23 protein-coding genes are annotated in these 17486 nt (G+C 34.0%); 19 read left to right on the top strand and 4 right to left on the bottom strand.

All coding sequences use genetic code 11. The features are described 5' to 3' along the window. Window positions 1-105 precede the first annotated feature (105 nt). The 4 genes from BR43_RS09535 to BR43_RS09520 all read right to left on the bottom strand — a co-directional run bounded on the left by BR43_RS09535 (window position 106) and on the right by BR43_RS09520 (window position 5363). On the bottom strand, window positions 106-1416 hold the full coding sequence (locus BR43_RS09535) for an ATP-binding protein (RefSeq protein WP_051933896.1): 1311 nt from the start codon (window positions 1414-1416) through the stop codon (window positions 106-108). 179 nt (window positions 1417-1595) lie between these two features. Continuing rightward, the gene (locus BR43_RS09530) at window positions 1596-3029 is read right to left on the bottom strand and encodes a 6-phospho-beta-glucosidase (protein ID WP_034561479.1); all 1434 of its coding nucleotides are present in this window, start codon (window positions 3027-3029) and stop codon (window positions 1596-1598) included. Between the two features lie 32 nt (window positions 3030-3061). Then, a complete protein-coding gene (locus BR43_RS09525) occupies window positions 3062-4381 on the bottom strand; it encodes a PTS sugar transporter subunit IIC (protein ID WP_034561477.1) in 1320 nt (439 codons plus the stop codon). Between the two features lie 208 nt (window positions 4382-4589). After that, window positions 4590-5363, bottom strand: coding sequence for a MurR/RpiR family transcriptional regulator (locus BR43_RS09520; RefSeq protein WP_084679884.1), 774 nt, complete (start codon window positions 5361-5363; stop codon window positions 4590-4592). A 259-nt stretch (window positions 5364-5622) separates the two neighbouring features. Here BR43_RS09520 and BR43_RS09515 point away from each other — a divergent pair, with 259 nt between their 5' ends. The 19 genes from BR43_RS09515 to BR43_RS09430 all read left to right on the top strand — a co-directional run bounded on the left by BR43_RS09515 (window position 5623) and on the right by BR43_RS09430 (window position 17476). Beyond that, window positions 5623-6678, top strand: coding sequence for a bifunctional transcriptional activator/DNA repair enzyme AdaA (locus tag BR43_RS09515; protein WP_034561476.1), 1056 nt, complete (start codon window positions 5623-5625; stop codon window positions 6676-6678). Between the two features lie 657 nt (window positions 6679-7335). Beyond that, on the top strand, window positions 7336-7590 hold the full coding sequence (locus tag BR43_RS09510; RefSeq protein ID WP_034561475.1) for a DUF3130 family protein: 255 nt from the start codon (window positions 7336-7338) through the stop codon (window positions 7588-7590). A gap of 19 nt (window positions 7591-7609) precedes the next feature. Continuing rightward, on the top strand, window positions 7610-7966 hold the full coding sequence (locus BR43_RS09505) for a PHP domain-containing protein (RefSeq protein ID WP_034561474.1): 357 nt from the start codon (window positions 7610-7612) through the stop codon (window positions 7964-7966). Beyond that, complete coding sequence (locus BR43_RS09500; protein WP_034561473.1) at window positions 7954-8397, top strand: T7SS effector LXG polymorphic toxin; 444 nt, start codon at window positions 7954-7956, stop codon at window positions 8395-8397. The genes BR43_RS09505 and BR43_RS09500 overlap by 13 nt, the downstream gene beginning before the upstream one ends. Continuing rightward, complete coding sequence (locus tag BR43_RS09495; protein WP_034561472.1) at window positions 8394-9386, top strand: CdiA C-terminal domain-containing protein; 993 nt, start codon at window positions 8394-8396, stop codon at window positions 9384-9386. Before BR43_RS09500 ends, BR43_RS09495 begins: the two co-directional genes overlap by 4 nt. A 10-nt stretch (window positions 9387-9396) precedes the next feature. Beyond that, the gene (locus tag BR43_RS09490; protein ID WP_034561470.1) at window positions 9397-9627 is read left to right on the top strand and encodes a hypothetical protein; all 231 of its coding nucleotides are present in this window, start codon (window positions 9397-9399) and stop codon (window positions 9625-9627) included. Between the two features lie 93 nt (window positions 9628-9720). After that, window positions 9721-9969, top strand: coding sequence for an EndoU domain-containing protein (locus tag BR43_RS09485; RefSeq protein WP_245617852.1), 249 nt, complete (start codon window positions 9721-9723; stop codon window positions 9967-9969). 19 nt (window positions 9970-9988) lie between these two features. After that, window positions 9989-10342 carry a hypothetical protein gene (locus BR43_RS09480; protein WP_034561468.1) on the top strand — a complete coding sequence of 118 codons (354 nt, stop codon included), beginning with the start codon at window positions 9989-9991 and terminating at the stop codon, window positions 10340-10342. Between the two features lie 215 nt (window positions 10343-10557). Next, on the top strand, window positions 10558-10878 hold the full coding sequence (locus BR43_RS09475) for a CdiA C-terminal domain-containing protein (protein WP_034561467.1): 321 nt from the start codon (window positions 10558-10560) through the stop codon (window positions 10876-10878). A 14-nt stretch (window positions 10879-10892) separates the two neighbouring features. After that, a complete protein-coding gene (locus BR43_RS09470) occupies window positions 10893-11144 on the top strand; it encodes a hypothetical protein (protein ID WP_034561466.1) in 252 nt (83 codons plus the stop codon). Window positions 11145-11303: 159 nt separating this feature from the next. After that, window positions 11304-11579, top strand: a complete 276-nt coding sequence (locus tag BR43_RS09465) for a ribonuclease domain-containing protein (RefSeq protein WP_084679880.1) — start codon at window positions 11304-11306, stop codon at window positions 11577-11579. Continuing rightward, window positions 11572-11994 (top strand): barstar family protein, encoded by a 423-nt coding sequence (locus BR43_RS09460; RefSeq protein WP_245617851.1) that lies wholly within the window; start codon window positions 11572-11574, stop codon window positions 11992-11994. The genes BR43_RS09465 and BR43_RS09460 overlap by 8 nt, the downstream gene beginning before the upstream one ends. Window positions 11995-12042: 48 nt before the next feature. Beyond that, window positions 12043-12288 carry an EndoU domain-containing protein gene (locus BR43_RS19570; RefSeq protein WP_342668047.1) on the top strand — a complete coding sequence of 82 codons (246 nt, stop codon included), beginning with the start codon at window positions 12043-12045 and terminating at the stop codon, window positions 12286-12288. Then, window positions 12236-12691 carry a hypothetical protein gene (locus tag BR43_RS19125; protein ID WP_084679876.1) on the top strand — a complete coding sequence of 152 codons (456 nt, stop codon included), beginning with the start codon at window positions 12236-12238 and terminating at the stop codon, window positions 12689-12691. The genes BR43_RS19570 and BR43_RS19125 overlap by 53 nt, the downstream gene beginning before the upstream one ends. Before the next feature lie 9 nt (window positions 12692-12700). Continuing rightward, window positions 12701-12955: a DUF1871 family protein gene (locus BR43_RS09450; RefSeq protein ID WP_034561463.1), complete on the top strand. Its 255-nt coding sequence runs from the start codon at window positions 12701-12703 to the stop codon at window positions 12953-12955. 382 nt (window positions 12956-13337) lie between these two features. Then, window positions 13338-14333, top strand: coding sequence for a LacI family DNA-binding transcriptional regulator (locus BR43_RS09445; RefSeq protein ID WP_034561462.1), 996 nt, complete (start codon window positions 13338-13340; stop codon window positions 14331-14333). A gap of 63 nt (window positions 14334-14396) precedes the next feature. Then, complete coding sequence (locus tag BR43_RS09440) at window positions 14397-15722, top strand: ABC transporter substrate-binding protein (protein WP_034561461.1); 1326 nt, start codon at window positions 14397-14399, stop codon at window positions 15720-15722. Between the two features lie 36 nt (window positions 15723-15758). Beyond that, window positions 15759-16643: a carbohydrate ABC transporter permease gene (locus BR43_RS09435; protein WP_034561460.1), complete on the top strand. Its 885-nt coding sequence runs from the start codon at window positions 15759-15761 to the stop codon at window positions 16641-16643. 5 nt (window positions 16644-16648) lie between these two features. Continuing rightward, entirely contained in the window at window positions 16649-17476 is an 828-nt protein-coding gene (locus tag BR43_RS09430; protein ID WP_034564988.1) for a carbohydrate ABC transporter permease, read from the top strand. Window positions 17477-17486: the final 10 nt, after the last annotated feature.

The following is a 17486-nucleotide window of genomic DNA, read 5'->3' as shown; positions in this document are numbered from 1 at the left end:
CAGAATGAGCTTCGCAAAAAAAATTAAGAAGCTCACATTTTGTATTAGGGTGAATCAGTCTAGCTGAGTTGTTTGATGTACTCAGCTAGAACTAAGCTGTATTTGTTAGCTTCGATGTTTCAGATAATATTTAGGTGTTGAATCCTGAGCCTCTGATTCAATGAGGCCTTTTTTTCGTAAACTAGTAATCAGCTCAATGGTGTAACTTTCTTGTAAAGTTAATGCCTCTTGGATATCTTCTATAGATGCGAACTTTCCATCGCTGAGGTAGTCAATAATTTCAATTAATGTATTATTGTTAAATACAACAGTATTTAGCCGGTAATTTCGATTATACAGAATAACTGTAACCAGATTGTGCGTTGCAATTAAATCAGGCTGACGAGCAAATCCTTTATACAAAGAATAGATTCGTCTGATTCCGGAACCTTCATTTTCAATATAGCCCATCTGATCTAGGGCATTCATTATAAGCGGATTTCTTTTAGCATGGGCACCTTGTTTTACATCGTCTGCGGTTAAACCACTAGGTAGCGATCCGGGAGAAGAAATCGCTAATCGATCATCGTAGATTTCAATCTTTATATCAGATGCTAATGTGTAGTCTTTATGTACAAATGCATTGACAACAGCTTCTCGGATAGCCTCTTCTGGATAGGAGTAGTATTCAATCCTTTTACCAGTACTTCCAATAGTTACCTTCATTTTATTATTTAAATGGATAGAATGAATTACTTCATCAATTTGCTTGGCAATAGATTCTTCAAATTGTTCTTTATTTTTAAAAGAGAGGGCATCCAAGCCCTTATAAACAGCTAATTTTGCCGTATGTGGGTTAGCGTCACTAACAATTAAGGCGGCATTGTTGAAGGTACCCCTTAGATGCTTCTTGAATTCTAAATCAATAATGTCAAACTCTTTATTTAGAGAGTCAAAAGTAAGTTGAGCATAAGAAAAAGCTAGGTCCGATTGGGTAATCAACTCACTATCAAAAGAATTCATCAGCGGAGTTTGCCTTATTCGTGTGACATCAATATCACTAGCTAATCTGTTAGAATGATCTTGTCTAATGTAAAGGTCTTTGTTGTTTAATTTTTCCTCATCCATGTAATAATAAGGCTTATTTAGACCTGAGCGGATTGAAATTGTGAAAATTTCAGCATCAGGATTTACAAAAATTAGTCCGGCGATATTAGGTTTAAAAGCATTCGATATCCAATGATTAAGGAGTCTTGCCCATTCTTTATATTTTTCAATTCGTAATTCATCTGTAGCAAATTTTACAGGCTTTCCATTATCGTTCACACCAAGATAAATATGCCCACCTGTTGGGCTATTTAAAAATGAAATAATTTCGGCTTTCATATTTTTAGGTTCAGGCATCTCTTCTTTGTATTCAGTATTTAAACTTTCCACAGTGCACCTCATTTCAAAATATAATCGTATTAGTTTATCTTACAAAAATAATATCTAGCGTTTTTTTATTATACTATGTTTGTTTCAAATTTTCAAAAAATGAAAACTAAATTTTATAAAAATTAAAAATTCACCCTCAAAGTTAGTAGAATTCACTTAACTTTGAGGGTGGAGATTACCTATTTTTCTAAAGTGCTTCTACCGTTTGTAGCAATTACTTCTTGATACCAGTTAAAGGATTTTTTCTTACTACGTGCTAATGTTCCATTGCCCTGATTGTCTTTATCGACATAAATGAAACCATAACGTTTCTCCATTTCACCAGTACCGAAGCTGACGATATCAATAATTCCCCATGGCGTATAGCCGATTAAATTTACACCGTCTTCATTGATGGCAAGCTCCATTTGCTGGATATGCTCTGTTAAATAATCAATGCGGTAGTCATCATTAATACTGCCATCTTTTTCAACTTTGTCGTAAGCACCAAAGCCATTTTCGACAATCATCATTGGCAAATCATAACGTTGTTGTAAGATATTCAATACATAACGCAGTCCAACTGGATCAATCGGCCAGCCCCAATCACTTGATTTAATATAAGGATTTTCTACCAACTTAACGTCTTTTTCAATTTCAAAACCTTCTATTTCTGGGTTTCCCGTAACCGTACCAGACATATAATAACTAAATCCGATAAAATCAACTTTGCCCTTTGCTAGGGCATCAAGTTCTTCTTGAGAATACTCAATGTTGTAATTTTTACGTTCCCATTCTTTTAAGATATAGCCCGGGATTTTACCAAATGCATGAATATCATTATAGAAAAAGCGCCCGTTCATAGCTTTGACAGAGGCCATCATATCATCAGGATTACATGAATATGGATAGACGGGAACATAAGCCATCATACAACCAACTTGCATATCCGCTTTAATGGCGTGACCTAGTGCTACAACTTTAGCGCTGGCAATTAACTCATTCAGCGATGCTTGATAAATAATTTCTTCCGCATTTTCGCCATCTTTGACAATCACGCCAGAATTTGTCCAGTTATGCAATTTATGGTGACCGCCAGCTTGATTGTTGATTTCATTAAACGTCATCCAGTAGTGAACCTTATCTTTATAACGATTCATTACAACTTCAGCATAATGTACAAAAAAATCAATGACTTTTTTATTTTTGAAGCCACCATATTCAGTGTGCAAATGATAAGGCATTTCAAAATGAGACAATGTAATAATTGGCTCAATCCCATTTTTTAACAATTCATCAAATAAATCATCATAGAATTGCAGTCCTTTTTCATTAGGCTCTGTTTCATCACCTTTTGGGAAAATACGACTCCAAGCAATTGACGTTCTAAAAGCTTTCAAGCCCATTTCGGCAAATAACGCAATATCTTCTTTATAGTGGGTATAAAAGTCAATAGCTTCATGATTTGGATAGTTTTTATCTGGTAAAATGCCCTCTGTAATTTCACGAGCAACTCCATTAGCTCCAGCCGTCATTACGTCAGCAATACTAGGTCCTTTCCCATCACGATTCCAACCGCCCTCAATTTGATGAGCGGCAACAGCGCCGCCCCATAAAAAATCTTTATTAAACATAGTCAAAACCTACTTTCATCTTGTCGAATTTTTTAAGCATGGATCATTTCTTTTTCTGCCGCTTTATTTGCAGCGATTACAAATGGTAGATAGATTACTACGGAAATCGCCAAGCATAGGAACCCAATAATTAAAGCTAAGAAGTTTCCGCCGGTTCCAAGAAACGGAATCAAAGGTCCAGGCGTGGTCCACGGTACGCCAATGGCTGGGGAAGGAATAATGTGGAATACCGCAGTTACTAGGTACCCGATCACGATATTCACCATTGGAGTTAAGACAAAAGGCACGACTAGAATTGGATTTAAAACAATCGGTAAGCCAAAAATTAACGGCTCGTTAATATTAAATAATCCTGGAACTAGTGAGAGTTTAGCAATTTCTTTATACTCAGGTCGACGCGAGGCAATAAAAATCGCAATAATCAAACCAAGAGTCATCCCGCTTCCACCCATATTTGCAAAGGCATCATTTAACATCGTCCAAGTTGCTGGATAAGGAATATCACTTAAATTCCCCGTTTGGTTAATATGGCTTAAATTTGCTAAATCAGGTTCAGTAAAGATTGCTGAACGAACAGCATTAAGTGTATTCGGTCCATGAATTCCAATTGCCCATAAGATATTTTGTGTGAAGGCAATGATTAGGACGCCAAAGATATTTCCGCCGATATTCCGTAGCGGTGTTTGAATAGTTGTATAGATAATTTCATTAATCCCGTTTGGTGCAAATAGTGAAATAACATAGCTCAGAATTGAAGCCATCATAATCATAAAGACGATTGGAATTAAGCCAGAAAAAGAACGAGAAACAGCTGGCGGAACCATGTCAGGCATTGTGATTTGTAGGCGTTTGTTTTTGAATAATTTTGGTAAAAATTCACCAACGATGCAACCAATTAGCATCGCTACGAATAATCCTTGAGCGCCTAAATAAGTGGTTTCCATCACACTTTTGTCGCCTGCTGTAAAAGGTGTTGGATATAAAATAATAAAACAAGCAATACTCGTTAAACCAGCCAACATATCATCGGCTTTAAAATGTTTAGCCAGTAAACTAGCCACTAAAAAGGCAATAAAAATGGACATAATGTTGATTGTTCCATTTGCAGCAGCAGCTAAAACTTGTTGAGCAGACTCCAAATTAGGGAAAAATTTTGGTAAGAATAAAATTCTCGCGACAAATCCTTCCTTCGAGAAAATTAAGTTGTTAAGTAAAATAACGATTGATGAGGCCATTGTTAACGGGAAAATAAACATAAATGAATCCCGGATAGCAGCAACGTGACGCTGGTTGTTTAGTTTTGTTGCGGCTGGAACCAATGTTCTTTCCATAAATGCATTAAAATTATTCATGTGATAACTCCTTTTTAATTTTCAGCAACTTAAGGAGGGGCTATCTGAAAAATCCAGATCTGGCTGTTGTTTTCAGGCATGCTCTACGTTAAGTTACATCTTCGGTATTAGTGTAACGAAACCAACAAAAAAAGGGAAGCCCTTTCAATTCAGATGGTATTTGTACCATGCATAAAAAACAAACACTCTCACGGTACAGGGTGTACCACTAAAGTGTTTGCTTTTGACGGATTCTTTTAATGATTAATTCTAAGATAAAAACACATGGAATTTGGCTAGATAAATCGTGGTAAATATGAGTTCGTTCATCATTGCTGATATAATCCAGTAAATAATCGGCCTTTTGAGCTACACGACTTTGCGCATTACTGGTGATTACAACAATTTTCGTGTTAGAATCAGATGCAAAGCTATTTACAACATCCAGCATTTCCACCGTATTTCCCGAAACACTTAAAACAAAAATTACATTGACCTTATCTTTACTTAAACGACTTTGAATAGGGTAACTACGATCCGTTGAGGCAAATGAATTTAATCCTAGATTTGCCATTTTACGACTAGCGTAATCACCAATCGCACCAGATGCTCCTAAGCCCATAAAAACTGTTGTACCAGCATTCATAACCAAATCAGCACAGCGCTCCACTTGATCGTCTAAATCTTTTTTAAAGTTTTTCTTATTTAAAATATCAAAATAACTATCTAGCCCATTTTCAGAACTTGCTTGTTCCAAGGCAGTATTTTTAAGATGTAGTTTAAATTCAGGAAAGGAATCAAATCCTATTTTTTTAATAAAACGCATCACAGAAGTTGCAGAAGTGTGGGAACCGTTGGCAACATCGCGAACACGCATCAAACTAATTTTATCGTCATTATTCAAAATAAAGCGATAAATGGCTAACTCTACTTCTGAAAGGTTCTCAAAATTATCAATTTTTAACACACGAATCGTCCTTTCTAGCACTTCAATTAAACGCATCTAAATGTAGGGTGCATATAGTAATATGATAGCATAAAATAGGGGTATTTCATATATGATTGGGTGAGCAAGTTTGTGAATAAACGTGATGAAATGAAGAAAGAGAACAGGACTATTCATTTGAAGTTATCAGGGCATTTGTTACAATAAAAGTAGCTTGATTGAACTGAACTAGTTAAAAATAAAAAATCAATGTTCATTTTGCGAATGTCCCCTACATAAAAATTAAGTATTATAGTAGAAGAAAGAGGTGGAGAAAATGATTACAGATGAAAAAGCGAAGCAAAAATATTATCAGGCAATGTTAGATAAAAATACAAATTATGATGGTATTTTCTTTTCAGGAATCAAAACAACAGGGATTTTTTGCCATGCAACTTGTCCTGCGAGGAAGCCAAAATATGAGAACTGTGATTTTTATGAAACAGCTGAGGAAGCTTTATTATCAGGGTTTCGACCATGTAAACGTTGCAAACCACTTTCTTATCCTAATGAATTATCGCCACTAATCCAGCAAATGGTAGATTTGGTAGAAGAAAATCCTGAAAAACGCTGGAAAGATGCTGATTTTGTAGAATTAGGAATCCATGCGGCAACAGCCAGAAGACAATTTAAGCAGAAATATGGAATGACATTTGTTCAATATGCACGAGCAAGAAGGATGGGGATTGCACTGAAAGAAATCAAAGACGGACAAAAAATTATTTATACTCAAGTTGATTCAGGTTACGATTCATCTAGCGGTTTTAGTGATGCATTCTCAAAAATTATGGGTCGTTCACCAAATAAATCAAAAGAGACAGTAGTTTTATCTGCATTTTGGTTGGATACGGAATTAGGACCGATGTTGAGTATTGCCGACGAGGAGTTTTTATATCTGCTAGAATTTGTCGATCGTCGGGGTTTAGAAAAAGAGGTTGAACGGTTAAGAAATCGTTTGAATGCGGCGATTATTCCAGGAGAAACAGTGATATCTAAGCAAATAAAATCAGAATTAGCTCGTTACTTTGCTAAGGATTTGGAATACTTTGAAACTCCGATTAAGCTGTTCGGATCTGATTTTCAGAAAAGTGTCTGGCATGAATTGACCCAGATCGAGAGGGGAAGTACGTCTAGCTATAAAGAATTGGCTACAAAATTAGAAAAACCTTCTGCTATGCGAGCAGTAGGCAATGCAAATGGAGCCAATCAACTAGCCATTGTAATTCCTTGTCATCGAGTCGTCCAGTCAGATGGTTCACTTGGTGGGTACGGCGGAGGAATTGAGCGAAAAGAATGGCTGTTAAATCATGAAAAAAGCTATAAAAAGAACTGATTCTATAAAGTTATAAAAAAATTAACCTTAATAAACTTCAAATAGACAAGCGGTATCTGTCTAATTTGAAGTTTTTTTATTTGGATAAAGCCAGTTGTTAAAGTAAAGAATATCAATTGTTTTTTAATAAATATGTATCCATTTTATTAATATTAAGTTTTTAAAAAATATGTGAAATTAGTTAAAATGATTAAAATAAATGATTAAAGGATATGATAAAATTATTTTAATTAGCTGGAAAGGGTGATGGAGTGATCTTTAAAACAAGTGAGTATCAAGAAAAATGTGATGCACATAAGCAGTTAATAAATAAATTACATAAACAAGTTGATCAACATACTGAAAACCTGTCTTCAATTAAAGGGACAATTAAAGACGCAAAATAACAGAATTCCACGGAATAAATTCGGAGTTGCCTAATCAAGATGTCGAGGGAAGTTTCACAGAATGAAGGGAAATAGCAACAGAATTTAATGTAAAAAAGAAATATATGGAGAAACCTTAGCAGTAGCGGCTAGTAAAGCCTTAGCAAAATACGAAGAATACAGTGGTTTATACAAAACTGAAAAACAGCGAGAAGAAAAGTATGAGAGAAATTAGTAAAGAAGTAAAAGCGACAGAAGCAGCTAAATAAAAAGTTGGAGGAAGGGGAGCCCTATGATCGAAAAAGTAGCTACAAATTCAGAAATTGTTTCCACAGTTACAAAATCAATGCTTGAAGCGAGTTCTCATGTTTCATTTGATGTAAAACAAGAAATTTCGTATTCAAAAAGTATCGCTGTCACAAATTTATCACAATGTATTCGTGATATGAAAAAAGCGACGATAGAATTTAAGTCAAATGTAAAAACTGATGTTGGAAATTTAGTCAAAATTCATGAAGCTATTCAAAAAAAAGATGAAAATCTATGAAAAAAAGAGGGGGCGTGAAATGACAAAAAGTAGCCGAGTGTTGAACGAGGACTATTTAGACGTTGAAGATGAGTTAAAAAGGTTAAAACAAGCGAATCGGTCAATTGAAACAGCGTATTCGAGTTTTCAATCCTTTTCAAGAAGAGAAAAAGAATTGTGGGATAAAATTGGACAGTTAAGTGTGGGAACAGAAGCTGAACGCTCTGTTTTAAGAGAATTTGACTATTTGGAAGAAGAAAGTCATTTTTTTAATGGGAAATTAACTGAAGGTGAAGACGAACTGAAACAAGAATTGAGTTGGAAAATCAAACAAAGAGACCAGTTAGAAGAAGCAATTTTTGATGCACGAAAAGAGGAAACTAAATGCCACGAATAGATTACCGAGAATTAAAGGCACTTTCTGAAGAGGTCACTAAATTAAGACAAGAAACTGTTGGGTATTTAAAGGATTATGACGAGTCAAATGATGCCTTTACGGAAGATAGAGAATTGTTGGGAATGGGTTGGTCCTCTGGAAAAAATCACCATGGTCACTATAAAGTGGTCTCAGATGCCATTTTTAATGCTTTGTACGACTTGGATGATTCACTTAAGAACTATCTAACTGAATTTAAGAGTATCGTGGGAGAGACTGAAAACAGGCTCGATACAGACGAGTTACAAGAATTGGAAAATGAATTAAGGCACTTACAAACACAAAAGCTAGAATTTATGGAAGCTATGGCAGACTTATTTAAAGATGTACCTGTGTTAAAAGAATTTTTTGGAAATAATACGATGATTGGACGAAAGAAATTGAAATTTTGAAACGATATGAATACTTTGAAAGTACAACACAAGGTAGTTTTGATGGGGTGCAAGAAACCATTCAAGCAATTTTAGAAGGATTAGCTTATTTAGGTCAAAGTAAGAATTTCGAGAGTGGAGCAAATGGGTATCAAGCTACGGATCTTTCGGCGAGGGTCTGGTACAGTCATTTAACCAAATACAATCAAGACAATCAGGAAGACCATTATGAAATTAGAGAAATTAAAACGAAGTATGGAACGGTTTATCAAGTGTTAAAAAATGGGAAAATTCAAAAGAAAGCCAGTGAAGAATTACAGAAATCGAAGGTTATGGAAACCGTTGGTATGATGGCAGAATTAACGCCCGAACTCATAAAAACGTTGGTGGGAATTGATGATATAGAAGTCCTGATGGATGACGGTTCAACAAAACTGCAAAAAGCAGGAGCAGGATTCTGGCTGTTACTAAGTGTGTTGCCACCGGATAAACTAAAGGACATTCTAAAAAGTGCAAAACTAGCACAGCATTCCAATAAAGCGTTTGATGCGGTAAAATTAACAGAAAAAGAATGGAACGCGTTAAAAGCTTTGGATAAAGCAAATGATGCGATTAAAGTTGAAAAAAACACAGGTAAAGTAATTGGACAATTAGGTAAACTTACGGATGATGAAGTAAAAGCTGTTAATAAATTGGTTGGGGAGGGGAAAACGGTTGAAATTATCCCAGTAGACCCTAATTCAATAATTAAAACACCTGATTTTAAAATTGATAGTGTTCTAACTGAATTAAAAACGTTATCCAATCCGAATACAAATACAGGTATGAAAAGAATTCAAGAAGCTTTCAAACAAAATACTAATAACGTAATAATCAATGGGATTGATGCTGGTTTGACCAAAGAGCAAGCTAAAGAAATATTATCTCGAGCAGCAGGGAAATTTTCAAATGGAAAGTTTCCTGGTAAGGTAGAAATTTGGACAGTTGAAGGAATTATAAAATCAAATTAGGAGTGATAAAATGAGATTTCAATGTAAATGTGGAAATATTTTATCGGATTCGTTATCACCGAATGATATCGAATTACGAGTGTATACTGATAAAGAATTAGACGATATTATTAATATGGGGGAAATAGATTCAGTTGATATTGATTACCCAAATAGAGACGTGTGGATTTGCCCTGTATGTAAAAGAATATATGTTTTTAAAGATGGTAAAGTTTTATATAATTATATATTGGAAAAATGAACAATGAACTAGTTTATTTATAAAATCAAAAGAAGTTAATAAGACTTAAATGATCACAAGTTAAGGCAATCAAAGCTCGTAATCTGGTTGGCCTTGTGCTTTTTATATGAAGCAAAAGTTGAAGTGAATGGGATTCCTAAAAAATCAAATGGAGGGAAGTCTACCTTTTTTCCAGATGAATGGAGCTCTCAAAAGGTTATAGATTCAATTAATGAAGCCTATTCTAATAAAGTTTACATTGATAAAAATACTTTTTTAGGAAAGCTTAAAAATGGAATGGAAATAAAAATGTTCACTAATCCGGAAACAGGTCAAATTACTTCTGCTTTCCCGATTTATTAAAATAAAAGGAGGTTAAAAAATGGAATATGTTTATAAAAATGTGGAATTATGGGGGAAAACACTTTTAACTATAAACTTTACAGATGATTCTAATATAGGTTTAGGAAATCTTTTAAATTTATATGGTGATAGTATTACTCTTGATGACATCTTAATAAAAATTGAGCTAGTTTTATCAGGACAAAGTGATTTAGAAGAAATTGGAAATGAACGTAGTTTTGCAGAAATAAAAAAAGAAAATACTGAAATATCAGATTTATTTGAGGGCTTAATTGATGACGATTCTTTAAATCCCACAATAATAATTCCAACGGAAAAATTTAAGGATATCATTGTTGATTTTAAAGCAGAAATAGCCAAAAAGCAGGGATAACATTACCAGTAACGTTATTTAAAACTTAGAAGGATTAGCTTATTTAGGTCAAAGTAAGAAATTCGAGAGTGGAGCAAATGGATATCAAGCTACGGATCTTTCGGCGAATAGCTGGTACAGTCATTTAACCAAATACAATCAAGCCAATCAGGAAGACCATTATGAAATTAGAGAAATTAAAACGAAGTATGGAACGGTTTATCAAGTGTTAAAAAATGGATGAGAAAAAAGTGGTAGAATCACTTTTAGAACAAGGAAAAAATGTTCAACTTATTCCTGAAGCGCCCAATGTTATGAAAACTCCCGACCTTCTTGTTGATGGAGTAAAAACTGAAATTAAGACACTTAATGGGAATAATATCAATACATTAGTTACAAAAGTGGGTAATGCTTTGAAACAAGTAGATGGAACAGGTGAGATTATTTATGACATATCTAAAGCAAACTTTACTTCACAACAAATTGAAGAAATAATATCTAGATTAACTGGTAAATATGGAAAAGATGTAGTTAATAGAATTACATTTATAAAATAGGAGAGTGATTTAACGTGAAAATAAAATGCTTATGTGGAAACATACTCAATGATGAAACCTTGAAAACTACAAACCCTTTAATGATTTTTTCTGAAAAAGACTATTATGATGTACTAGAATCAAATCCAAAAACGGCAGAAGAACTTGTTGATAAAATGCCTTCTGGTTCAATATGGGAATGTCGAGTATGTGGAAGACTTCATTATTTTAAAGAAGGAAAGTTAGATATTTATAAATTGGAAAAAGAAGTGTTTGATAATAGTTAAAGATGTTAGACTAGTAATAATATTATTAGCGATGTTTTTTATAGTCTATGTTTTCAAATTTATTAGTACAAAAAAATTTTATAATACTGGATAAAGCAAATGATGCCATAAAAATCGAGAAAAAAATTCCTGTTAAAAAATTAGATAGTTTGCCAGATAATGTTACAAAATCGCATGAAGTTTATAAAAAAAATGGTTGGAGTAGTAATGTGGCAAGTCAACCCCCCGGGAACGAAAGCTGGAAGTTCTTTCAAAAATCGAGATGCTAGATTACCAACTATGGATAAGAATGGAAAGTTTATAACTTATCAAGAATTTGACGTTAATAGTAAATTACCTAATGTTGGAAGAGATTCTGAGCGTTTTGTCAAAGGTAGTGACGGGAATTTATATTATACAAATGACCATTATGAAAACTTTGTTAAAATTGAATAAGAAAGGATTGTTAAAAAATATGAAAAATTGCATATTAAAATTATCTGATAAACAGTTATTAGAATTAAAAGAAAAAGTACCTGTAAGTAATTGTTTTTTTGTTGAAATAGACGGAGAACAGGTAAATTCTAAGGAGATGTTTTTTGAAATAATGTCGGATAAATTTAAATTACCTTCTGCGGGTTCAGGTTGGGATTCTTTTATTGATTGGATGAACGACTTGAGTTGGATTAGTGAAGAGTGTATTTGTTTAGTTATAAATAAGTATTCTGAATTTTTAAAAGATGACTTGGTTACAAAAGTGATATTTGAAGAAGTTTTTCAAGAAGATATTTTACCATTTTGGGATAAAGAGGTTTTAAAAACAGTAGTCGATGGGAAAATTCGACCATTTAATTTATATTTAGTTAGTTAACATGACTTAAATGCTCACAATTTAAGGCAATCAAAGCTCGTAATCTGGTTGGTCTTGTGCTTTTTATATGAAGCACAAGTTGAAGTGAATGGGATTCCTAAAAAATCAAATGGAGGGAAGTCTACCTTTTTTCCAGATGAATGGAGCTCTCAAAAAGTAGTAGATTCAATTAATGAAGCCTATGTTTGTAAAGAACTTGTTGATAAAATGCCTTCTGGTTCAATATGGGAATGTCGAGTATGTGGAAGACTTCATTATTTTAAAAAGTGCAAAACTAGCACAGCATTCCAATAAAGCCTTTGATGCGGTAAAATTAACAGAAAAAGAATGGAACGCATTAAAAGTTTTGGATAAATCAAGCAATGCGATTAAAATAGAGAAAAAATTAGTCATTGTTGGTGATGATATGGGAAAAATGGGTAAATTGATTAGCCACCCTAATATTACTGTTGACTGGAGTTTATATGCAGAACATGGGTTAGAAAGCCTTAATAAAAGGGGAATGTCAGAAGAATTAGTTGAATCTATAGTAAAAAATGGAAAATCATTAGAACAAGCTGGTGGGAATAAATGTGCTTTTATAACTAAAGATGGAGTGGTTGTTATTTCAAAAGAAGGTAAATTGGTAACTGCATGGTCAAACGATTATTTTGATGGTCCAATGAATGAATTGATAATAAAATTATTTGGGGAGTAGTGTGAAAATATGTATGAAAAAATTGAAAAAGTCATAAATAATTGGGACCCGTTGGAATTATTTCCTTTTGCCCCAAAGGATGAATATGAAAATGAAATTAATAAAATTTTAGGTGTATTGAAGAAAGATCCTACTAATGTTGATTTAGGAAAAGCGATTGAAAAAATATTTTTGGATTCATTTGGAAAAGGGATTATTAATGAAAATGAAGAAAAATATTTACTAGTATCAAATGAAATTTTAAAAGAAGTAAACAAGGCTTAAATGTTCACAAGTTAAGGCAATCAAAGCTCGTAATCTGGTTGCCTTGTGCGGTCAGCCTCTTATACGAGTAAAGCGTTTAAGTATTATTCATTCTCTGAATAGAAATGTGATATCGCAGTTGATATTATTGTAAATGGAGCTGCCTCAGCTCATTGAATTATTTTGTTGAAGCCGTAATTGGGATTCGCCGAGGGGGATGGTGTTTATAAAAGGTCAAATTACAAAAACACACGAATACCGTAGAAAATTATAAATAACATTAAAATAAAATTAGATAGGTCATCTTCTTAAAAAACGTATTGACCTAAGCTGACTTAAGTGATATATTTTATTTATGAAATCGATATCAGAAAACGCTGTTATCAAAAGGTGAGGTGAAGAAGTGGCTAAAATATCAGATGTCGCAAAATTAGCTGGGTTATCCGTATCAACGGTTTCTAGAGTGATTAATAATCAAAAGTATGTCTCTGAAGATAAAAGAGAAGCGGTTTTGAAGGCAATGAAAGAGTTGAATTATCAACCTAGTACGGCTGCTAGACAGCTTCGTGGGCAGAATTCTAAGATTATTGGTGTGATTGTGCCGAGAATTACGAATCCATTTTTCTCCTATCTCGTAGATGAGATTCAGCGAGTCGCCTATAAGAATGATTTTCAAATCATGATTTTTCAAAGTAATGAGGATAAGGAAAAAGAAACCTCTTTTTTAAAGTTGCTTTCTAGAAAACAAATAGATGGTGTCATTATGTGTGCGTTGGAAAATAATGAAGCTTTTATTGAATCGTTTACGCATTATGGTCCAGTTATTTTATGTAATGAACGTTTTGAAAGTGGTGTGCTTCCAACGGTAAGCTTGGATCAAATGAAGGGTGCCTATATGGGAACGAAGTATCTTTTAGATATAGGGCGACGCAAAATTGCATACTGCACAGGCGGTTTGTTTGATGATAGCGGCAAAGATAAGGATCGAAATTCTGGCTTTTATCAAGCGCTAACGGAGAGTGGACTAAAAGTTAATCCTGAATGGATTTTTGTAGATCAGCATACAATTTCAGATGGAAAGGATATTGCTAGAAAGATTGCGGCAATGAAAACAAATCCACCGGATGCTATCTTTACGGGTAGTGATGAAGTAGCGGCAGGTTTTATTATTGAAGCACAAAAGCTAGGATTAGCAGTTCCAGAAGATATTGCGGTAATGGGTTTTGATGACCAGCCGTTAGCAGAGTTAACTACACCGGGAATTACAACGGTTAGACAACCTATTCAAGAGCTGGGACGACAAACAGTTGAATTAATGATTAATATTTTGAATAATCACTCTTATCAATTAGAGTGTGAAAAGTTAGAAATGACTTTGGTGATAAGAGAATCTGCATAATTTAGAGAGATGCAGATTTCTTTTGAAGGTTTTCTGATATCGATATCAGAAAACGATTACTTAATGAAAATTGGAGGGAATAGAGATGAAAAAAGATTTAAAGCAATGATGATTGGTGCAGTGATAACAGCTGCAGTATTGGCAGGTTGTAGCAGTGGCAGCGGAACTTCTAGTAAAGGAAATAAAACGGAAGTTAGCATGTTGATTGGTAAAGAAGAGATTGCCAAAGAATTAGATGAGACAGTCGAAACCTATAATAAGTCTCAAGAAAAATATACAGTAAAAATTATTCCGCTAGCAGGCCAGAATGCTACAGAAAAGTTAACCTCTTTATATGCCTCTAAAAATGCTCCTGTTCTAATTAATACGGGAGTTTATTCTGAATTGGCGCAATGGGAGGATAAATTTTTAGACCTTTCTGATTTGCCACTTGTAAAAAATATCGACCAGCAATACCTAGATGCTGGAACAGTTAACGGTAAAGTTATTGGGATTCCAACATCTATTGAATCTTTTGGATTTTTATATAATAAAGATGTTTTAGATAAAGCCGTTGATGGAAAATTTAAGCCAGAATCAATTACCAGTCGTAAAGATTTAGAAGATTTGATGAAAAAGATTGCTGACTTAGACGGGAAAAAAGCGTTAGAGTTATCGCCAATGGACTGGTCTTTAGGTGCCCACTATACAAATCTATTGTTTACCGATCAAGCTGACACAACTGAAAAAAGACAAGAATTTATGGCTTCTATGAAATCAGGTTCAGCTGAACTTAAGGATAATAAGGTTTATAGTGACTGGGTGTCTACCTTTGATTTAATGAAAAAATACAACGCTGCGAAAAAAGCACCACTATCAGCAGATTACGATTCAGCAACACTTGGTTTAGCTAACGGTGATATCGGACTGTGGTTTATGGGAAATTGGGCATATCCACAAATAAAAGAAGCAAATCCAGATGCAAAAATCGGCATTATGCCAGTGCCAATGAGTGATGAATCTAATGGTTATGGCAACTCTCAAATTTCAATTGGGGTTCCACAAACATGGGGAATTGATAGAGAACAATCCTCTAAAGAACAACAAGATGGGGCAAAAGACTTCTTGAACTGGTTGTACGAAGATGCCGAAGGACAAGAATATTATGTCAATAAATTAGGCTTTATTCCAGTCTCAAAAAGCAATAAAGTTGAGCCTAAAGATGAGCTATCAAAAGAAGTTCTAGCCTATTTACAAGAGGGTAAAACGTTAGAGTGGATGAATGCTCACTATCCAGCAACTGCATTTCCAGCAATGGGAGCAAGCTTGCAAAAATATCTTGATGGCAAAATCAATCAAACAGAACTAGCAACAGAATTAGAAGAATACTGGAAGACCAGCGGGAAATAACCCGCTAGTCTCTCATTTATAGAGGAGGAATCAACCATGTATTCTGAAAAGAAATTAATCGATAAAATAAAAGTCTTTGGTATTTTTGCGGCGATTCCGGTGTTTGTATTTCTAACCGTTGTCATCATTCCATTTGTAGTGGGGATTTTTATGACGGTAACCAATTCAACAGGAACGAACATCTCAACAGAATTTGTTGGGTTTAAGAATTATCTTGATGCTTTTAGTGATCCTAAGTTTTTAGAGTCCATTATTTTAACCTTTAAATACACATTTTGGTCATTAATTTTAACCAATTTAATTGCATTTGTTTTAGCGTTATTAGTAACTAGTGGTTTTAAAGGGCAAAACTTTTTCCGAATGGGCTTTTTTACACCTAATTTAATCGGTGGCGTCATTCTTGGTTTTATCTGGCAATTTGTCTTTTCACGGATTTTAGTTTATCTAGGAACTTCTTTTGATATTGGGTTATTTAATGGTTCTTGGCTAGCGGATCCTGATAAATCCTTATGGGCGTTGATTATTGTCGGAATTTGGCAGAATTCAGGTTACATGATGTTGCTTTATATTGCCGGATTATCTGGTATTCCAAAATCGTTAATTGAAGCAGCCGAATTAGATGGAGCAAATAGCTGGCAAATTCTACAAAAAATCAAGCTACCAATGATGTTGCCATCATTTACAATCAGTATCTTTTTGACGCTACAACGTAGCTTTATGGTTTACGATACGAATCTGTCTTTAACAAAGGGCGGACCTTATCGTTCAACCGAATTAATTTCAATGCATGTTTATAATGATGCATTTTTATATCAAAATTACGGTATGGGACAAGCTAAAGCGATTATTTTATTTGTCATTGTAGCGACAATTGCTTTAACACAAGTAGCTGTTATGAAGAGAAAAGAGGTTGAAGCATAGTGGGAATGAAATTACAGAAAAATCTAAATAAAATCATTTTCTTTACGATGTGTGCCTTGTTATTTGTCTTATACGTTTTTCCATTTTTATTGATTCTATTAAATTCTTTTAAAACACGATTAGAAGTAGTAGCTGATCCGTTATCTTTACCAAAAAGCTTTAGTTTTGCGAATTTTATTGAAGCGTATCAAACGATGAATTATGGATCAGCCGTATTGAATTCATTAATCGTTACAGTCATTTCAGTGACGATTATTATCATTTTTTCATCGATGCTAGCCTACTTTTTAGTTCGTTGGAACTGGAAGATTAACAAAGTTATTTTTATGGCACTTGTTGCATCTATGATTATCCCGTTTCAATCTGTTATGATTCCCTTTGTCACTATTTTTGGAAATTTAAATTTATTGAACAGCCGTGGTATGTTGATTTATTTTTATTTAGGCTTTGGAATTAGCATGGCAACGTTTATGTTTCATGGCTTTATTAAAAATATTCCAGTGGAATTAGAGGAAGCCGCAATTATTGATGGCGCCAATAAATTTCAAGTATTCTTTAAAATCGTGATGCCGATGCTAAAACCAACAACAGCGACGATTGCGATTTTAGATGTCCTTTGGGTGTGGAATGACTACCTACTTCCCTCGTTAGTATTAGTAAATGATGACGTACGGACACTACCCTTATCGACTTTTTACTTCTTTGGGAAATACACGGCAAATTACAATGTCGCAATGGCAGCGTTAGTCTTAGTTCTCTTGCCAGTCTTGATTTTCTATTTTGTGATGCAAAAGAAAATTATTTCTGGTGTTGTAGACGGAGCAATTAAATAAATGAAAAATT

Origin of the sequence: Carnobacterium gallinarum DSM 4847 (assembly GCF_000744375.1) — a bacterium.
GTDB classification, from domain to species: Bacteria; Bacillota; Bacilli; order Lactobacillales; family Carnobacteriaceae; genus Carnobacterium; species Carnobacterium gallinarum.
This window is presented reverse-complemented; position numbering and strand designations above follow the sequence as displayed.

What these genes read in the sequence shown, in the direction of transcription:
- BR43_RS09475 (WP_034561467.1), top strand. Translation starts at nt 10,558, where the DNA reads ATGGATGAGAAAAAAGTGGTAGAATCACTTTTAGAACAAGGAAAAAAT.
- BR43_RS09465 (WP_084679880.1), top strand. Translation starts at nt 11,304, where the DNA reads ATGTTACAAAATCGCATGAAGTTTATAAAAAAAATGGTTGGAGTAGTA.
- BR43_RS09515 (WP_034561476.1), top strand. Translation starts at nt 5,623, where the DNA reads ATGATTACAGATGAAAAAGCGAAGCAAAAATATTATCAGGCAATGTTA.
- BR43_RS09490 (WP_034561470.1), top strand. Translation starts at nt 9,397, where the DNA reads ATGAGATTTCAATGTAAATGTGGAAATATTTTATCGGATTCGTTATCA.
- BR43_RS09480 (WP_034561468.1), top strand. Translation starts at nt 9,989, where the DNA reads ATGGAATATGTTTATAAAAATGTGGAATTATGGGGGAAAACACTTTTA.
- BR43_RS09525 (WP_034561477.1), bottom strand. Translation starts at nt 4,381, where the DNA reads ATGAATAATTTTAATGCATTTATGGAAAGAACATTGGTTCCAGCCGCA.
- BR43_RS09505 (WP_034561474.1), top strand. Translation starts at nt 7,610, where the DNA reads ATGACAAAAAGTAGCCGAGTGTTGAACGAGGACTATTTAGACGTTGAA.
- BR43_RS09435 (WP_034561460.1), top strand. Translation starts at nt 15,759, where the DNA reads ATGTATTCTGAAAAGAAATTAATCGATAAAATAAAAGTCTTTGGTATT.
- BR43_RS09440 (WP_034561461.1), top strand. Translation starts at nt 14,397, where the DNA reads ATGAAAATTGGAGGGAATAGAGATGAAAAAAGATTTAAAGCAATGATG.
- BR43_RS09510 (WP_034561475.1), top strand. Translation starts at nt 7,336, where the DNA reads ATGATCGAAAAAGTAGCTACAAATTCAGAAATTGTTTCCACAGTTACA.
- BR43_RS09520 (WP_084679884.1), bottom strand. Translation starts at nt 5,363, where the DNA reads ATGCGTTTAATTGAAGTGCTAGAAAGGACGATTCGTGTGTTAAAAATT.
- BR43_RS09450 (WP_034561463.1), top strand. Translation starts at nt 12,701, where the DNA reads ATGTATGAAAAAATTGAAAAAGTCATAAATAATTGGGACCCGTTGGAA.
- BR43_RS09430 (WP_034564988.1), top strand. Translation starts at nt 16,649, where the DNA reads ATGAAATTACAGAAAAATCTAAATAAAATCATTTTCTTTACGATGTGT.
- BR43_RS09530 (WP_034561479.1), bottom strand. Translation starts at nt 3,029, where the DNA reads ATGTTTAATAAAGATTTTTTATGGGGCGGCGCTGTTGCCGCTCATCAA.
- BR43_RS09500 (WP_034561473.1), top strand. Translation starts at nt 7,954, where the DNA reads ATGCCACGAATAGATTACCGAGAATTAAAGGCACTTTCTGAAGAGGTC.